The 5,022-nt window shown below is 31.4% G+C and carries 5 protein-coding genes; all 5 read left to right on the top strand.

All coding sequences use genetic code 11. The features are described from left to right. Positions 1 to 118 precede the first annotated feature (118 nt). The 5 genes from BUB51_RS12130 (at position 119) to pduL (ending at position 4,694) form a co-directional block, all read left to right on the top strand. Positions 119 to 421 (top strand): MTH1187 family thiamine-binding protein, encoded by a 303-nt coding sequence (locus BUB51_RS12130; RefSeq protein WP_073198046.1) that lies wholly within the window; start codon positions 119 to 121, stop codon positions 419 to 421. Between the two features lie 50 nt (positions 422 to 471). Next, positions 472 to 1,623: a chorismate synthase gene (gene aroC / locus BUB51_RS12125; RefSeq protein WP_073198045.1), complete on the top strand. Its 1,152-nt coding sequence runs from the start codon at positions 472 to 474 to the stop codon at positions 1,621 to 1,623. A 4-nt stretch (positions 1,624 to 1,627) separates the two neighbouring features. Further along, complete coding sequence (gene aroB, locus BUB51_RS12120; protein ID WP_073198043.1) at positions 1,628 to 2,710, top strand: 3-dehydroquinate synthase; 1,083 nt, start codon at positions 1,628 to 1,630, stop codon at positions 2,708 to 2,710. Further along, on the top strand, positions 2,707 to 3,993 hold the full coding sequence (gene aroA, locus BUB51_RS12115; protein WP_073198041.1) for a 3-phosphoshikimate 1-carboxyvinyltransferase: 1,287 nt from the start codon (positions 2,707 to 2,709) through the stop codon (positions 3,991 to 3,993). The genes aroB and aroA overlap by 4 nt, the downstream gene beginning before the upstream one ends. Positions 3,994 to 4,118: 125 nt before the next feature. Beyond that, positions 4,119 to 4,694 carry a phosphate propanoyltransferase gene (pduL, locus tag BUB51_RS12110; RefSeq protein ID WP_073198040.1) on the top strand — a complete coding sequence of 192 codons (576 nt, stop codon included), beginning with the start codon at positions 4,119 to 4,121 and terminating at the stop codon, positions 4,692 to 4,694. Positions 4,695 to 5,022: the final 328 nt, after the last annotated feature.

The following is a 5,022-nucleotide window of genomic DNA, read 5'->3' as shown; positions in this document are numbered from 1 at the left end:
AGAATCATAAAATCTGCATAATAGAAGTATCGGATAAGATCTATAAATCTATAAAGATTTATAGGTATGCGTTGCTTTCTATAAGGTTTTTATAGATATAAGTCAACGGGGAGTTTAAGTGGCTATAGTAGAAGTTACTATAGTGCCTTTGGGTACAGGGGATACAAGTTTAAGTAGTTATGTTGCTAAATGTCATACTGTATTAAAAGAAGAAAAAGATTTAAAATATATGCTAACTCCTATGGGGACGATAATAGAGGGAGATTTAGACAAAATACTAGATGTAATTAGAAGAATGCATGAAGTACCTTTTAATGAAGGAGCAAAGAGAGTTTCGACACAGATTAAGATTGACGATAGAAGAGATAAAGAAACTAGTATGGAGAGAAAGGTTAAGTCTGTTCAAAGTAAACTAAAATAGGCCCTATGGGTCTATTTTTTGTGATATGAGAATTAGGAAGGAGTATTTAGATGATTAGATATCTTACAGCAGGAGAGTCCCATGGGAAGGGGTTAATCGGTATAATCGAAGGATTTCCAGCCAATTTAAAGATAGATATAAATTCCATAAATAATGAACTTAAAAGAAGACAAATGGGTTATGGCAGAGGAGGCAGAATGAAAATTGAAAAAGATGAGGTTGAAATACTTTCAGGTATAAGGAATGGCAAAACAATAGGAAGTCCCATAGCATTATTTATAAAAAATAGGGACTGGGAGAACTGGAAAGATATAATGGGTATAGAAAAAAATAAATTAGATGAAGATAGAATCGTTACTAGGCCTAGGCCGGGGCATGCCGATTTGGCAGGTGCTATTAAATATAATCATTTAGATATAAGAAACGTTTTAGAAAGGGCAAGTGCTAGAGAAACTGCGATTAGAGTAGCTATAGGTAATATAGCAAAACAGTTTTTAAAGGAATTTAATATCGAAATATATAGTCATGTTATTCAAATCGGGAAAATTAAGATTGAGTCAGATAACGTTTCAATAGATAAAATCAAAAGTGCGGATAAGTCGCCTTTAAGAGTAGTAGACAGTCAGTCAGAGAAAAAAATGATTAATGAAATAGATAAAGCTAAAAAAATAGGTGATACTTTAGGAGGATTATTTGAACTTATTGCGACGAATATTCCTATAGGGTTAGGTAGTCATGTTAATTGGGATAGGAAATTAGACGGCAAGATAGCTCAAGGGATGATGAGCCTTCAAGGAATAAAGGGTGTAGAGATAGGCATTGGTTTTAGAGCTGCAGAATTGTTAGGTTCACAGGTGCATGATGAGATTTATTATGATGATGGATATAAAAGATATTCTAACAATGCTGGCGGAATAGAGGGAGGAATTTCCAATGGAAGTCCAATTATTGTAAGAGCTGCAATGAAGCCAATACCGACATTAAAAAAACCACTTAAAAGTATAGATATGAAGACGAAAGAAAAATTTGAAGCCCAAAAAGAAAGGGCAGACGTTTGTGCAGTACCATCTGCAAGCATTGTGGCTGAAAATATTTTAGCTTGGATATTAGCAGATGAGATTATGATTAAATTTGGAGGAGACAGTATAGAAGAATTAAAAGATAACTATAACAGATATATTGATTATGTAAATAGTAGGTGATGCTATGGATGTATTAAGTGTAGATTTAAAGGATAGAGGATATAATATATATATTGACAAAGGACTTTTAAGAAATATAGATGATATTTTATTAGAATGTGGAATAGATGATAATATTTTCATAATTTCAGATCGTAATGTAGCAAAGCATTATTTAGATATTTTGTTATCGAAACTTAATACGAAAGTCACAGGATATTGTATTTTAGAACCTGGAGAACAGAGTAAAAGTATAGACACTGCTAAAAAAGTATATGAAAAAATGCTTGAGGCAGGATGTAACAGGAAAACGACTCTAATCAGCCTTGGAGGAGGAGTTGTAGGAGATTTAACAGGTTTTGTAGCAGCAACCTTTATGAGAGGGATTAATTTTGTTCAGGTACCAACAACTCTTTTATCGCAAGTAGACAGTAGTATTGGAGGGAAAGTAGGGGTTAATTTTAAGAATTACAAAAATATTATAGGTTCGTTCTATCAACCTAAAGGAGTAATAATAGATACAGAAACGCTTAAGACATTAGATGAAAGAGAGATTATTAATGGTTTAGGCGAAGTTTTCAAATATGGTTTGATAATGGATTATGACTTTTTTTTATGGTTAAACGATAATTTGAATAGTATCTTAAAATTAGAGAATAACTATATTATGAACATAGTAAAGAAGTCTTTAAATATAAAAAAGATTATAGTTCAAAAAGACGAAAAAGAAAGTAATATAAGAAAAGTCTTAAACTTTGGACATACGATTGGACATGGTATAGAAACGTTAGATGATTTTAATACTTTCAAACATGGCGAAGCAGTAGTATTGGGTATGATGTTAGAAAGTTTAATAAGTACAGAAATGGGGTTAATAGATAGAAAATATTATATAAAGATAATTGATAGTTTAAGCAGATTAGTTAGTCCAGTAAAATTTTCAGCTTTTGAACAAAAACAGATTATGAATGCTATAAAACATGATAAAAAAAATGAAAAAGGAAAGATTGTTTTAGTACTTCCTATTGGAAAGGGAAGAGTTAACATATATAATAATGTTGATGAAAAACTGATTGAAAAAAGTTTAAAGGATGGAGTAGTAATATGATTATAAGAGGTGGCAATTTATCAATTAAAGGCGAAGTAAGAGTTCCCGGAGACAAGTCTATATCGCATAGGGCTATTATGATAGGTTCTATTGCAGAGGGTAAAACGATAATACATAATTTTTTAATGGGAGAAGATTGCCTTTCAACAGTTGACTGTTTCAGAAAATTAGGAGTAAATATATTTATTTCTGATGAAGATGTTATTGTAGAAGGTGTAGGCTTATACGGTCTTAAAGAATCAAAAGATATTTTATATGTAGGAAATTCTGGGACTACGATAAGATTAATTAGTGGTATTTTAGCAGGCCAAAATTTTTCATCGACTATTACAGGCGATGAATCGATACAAAAAAGGCCTATGGATAGAATAATAAATCCTTTAAAGATGATGGGAGCAAACATTTCTGGATTACTTAATAAATTTCCTCCTTTAAGAATTAAGCCAACGAAAAAACTTATTGGAGTTGAGTATAGACAGCCGATACCTAGTGCCCAGGTTAAATCTTGTATTTTATTAGCGGGATTATATGCCGATAGCGACACAAAAATTTTGCAGCCGAGTATGTCTAGAGATCATACGGAGAGAATGCTTAAATATTTTGGAGCTAATATAGTAACAAAAGATAACGAAGTATATTTAAAACCAGGGAACAAACTTATAGGGAAAGAAATTTATATCCCCGGAGATATCTCATCAGCAGCTTTTTTAATAGTTGGAACCTTAATACTAAAAGGTTCTAAATTATTGATAAGAGATGTAGGACTAAATGAGACGAGAACTGGTATATTAGATGTCTTAATTAGAATGGGAGGAAGAATAAAAATATTAAATGAGAGAAATTTAAATAATGAACCAGTAGGAGACATTTTGGTCGAATATTCTGAACTGAAAGGTATAGATATAAAGGGGAATATGATACCTAGATTAATTGACGAAATTCCTATTATCGCAGTAGCTGCTACTCAAGCAAGAGGCACTACAGTCATTAAAAATGCAGAAGAATTGAAAGTTAAAGAAAGTAATAGAATCAAAGCGATAGTTAATGAACTTAAAAAAATGGGAGCCGATATTGAAGAATTGGACGACGGAATGATAATAAATGGGCCTTCTAAATTAAGGCCATCAAATCTTAAAACATATAACGATCATAGAATAGCCATGTCATTAATTATTGCAGCTTTAAGTGCAGATGGAGATTCAAATTTGCAAGAAATAGAGAGTATAAAAATTTCTTTTCCAAATTTTTTTGATATACTTAAATCTATAATACAGAGAATATAAAACGATATTATTTGATTTTTACTAATAAAAGATTTATAATTTTAATGGTATATTTCATTTCCGAGGAAATAAAACTATAGTTTTGTTTATAAAAAATAGATTTATTGTTAAGAAGGAGGATTATTATGAGAAAGGAATTACCTATAGCTTTATCAAACAGACATGTTCATTTGAGTAAGGAGCATATTGAGAAGTTATTTGGAGAAGGATACGAGTTAACTAAAATGAAGGATTTATCACAACCTGGACAATTTGCAGCAGAGGAAAAAATAGATGTTGTGGGGCCAAAAGGTACTTTAAAAGGAGTTAGGGTATTAGGGCCTGCGAGAGGCTCTACTCAAGTTGAAATTTCACTTACTGATGGATTTAAGTTAGGTGTAGTTCCGCCAGTTAGAAATTCAGGAGATTTAGCAGGAAGTCCGGGAGTAAAATTAGTTGGCCCTAAAGGAGAAGTAGAGTTAAAAGAGGGTGTAATCGCTGCAGCAAGACATATACATATGCATACAGATGATGCTAAAGAATTTGGAGTTAAAGATAAAGATATAGTAAAAGTAAGAGTAAGAGGACAAAGAGGACTAATATTTGAGAACGTATTGGTTAGAGTAAGCCCTAACTATGCTCTTGAAATGCATGTTGATGTTGATGAGGGAAATGCAGCAGGAGTTAAAAATGGAGACATGGTTGAATTAATAAAAGAATAAATATAGCAAAAAATATAATAATAAATAGTGATAGTGTAAAAAGAAATATGAAAAGTTAGAGAAAAGATTGGATATACTTTAAGATGATATTTTAAAGATTTTACCCAAAAAAGGGCATAAATATCCCGTAGGGTGTAATTTAACTTTAAATTTTAACTGTTAATTTGTCAAGGTGCATTTTAAAATTAAGCAGCTTCTTTTAAAATATTGCTTCTATGCTTTTGATTTTCTATGGCATGTAGTTGTGCTAATTCAATTAGTTTAGCCCATTTTGCTGGCATTGTTTCGTATCTATTCAGCTCAGTTAGTGGTATTGGTACTTTACCAT

This window comes from Caloranaerobacter azorensis DSM 13643 (assembly GCF_900129995.1).
Classification (GTDB): Bacteria; Bacillota; Clostridia; order Tissierellales; family Thermohalobacteraceae; genus Caloranaerobacter; species Caloranaerobacter azorensis.
The sequence above is the reverse complement of the archived record's forward strand: the minus strand, read 5'-3'. Positions and strand labels throughout refer to the sequence as shown.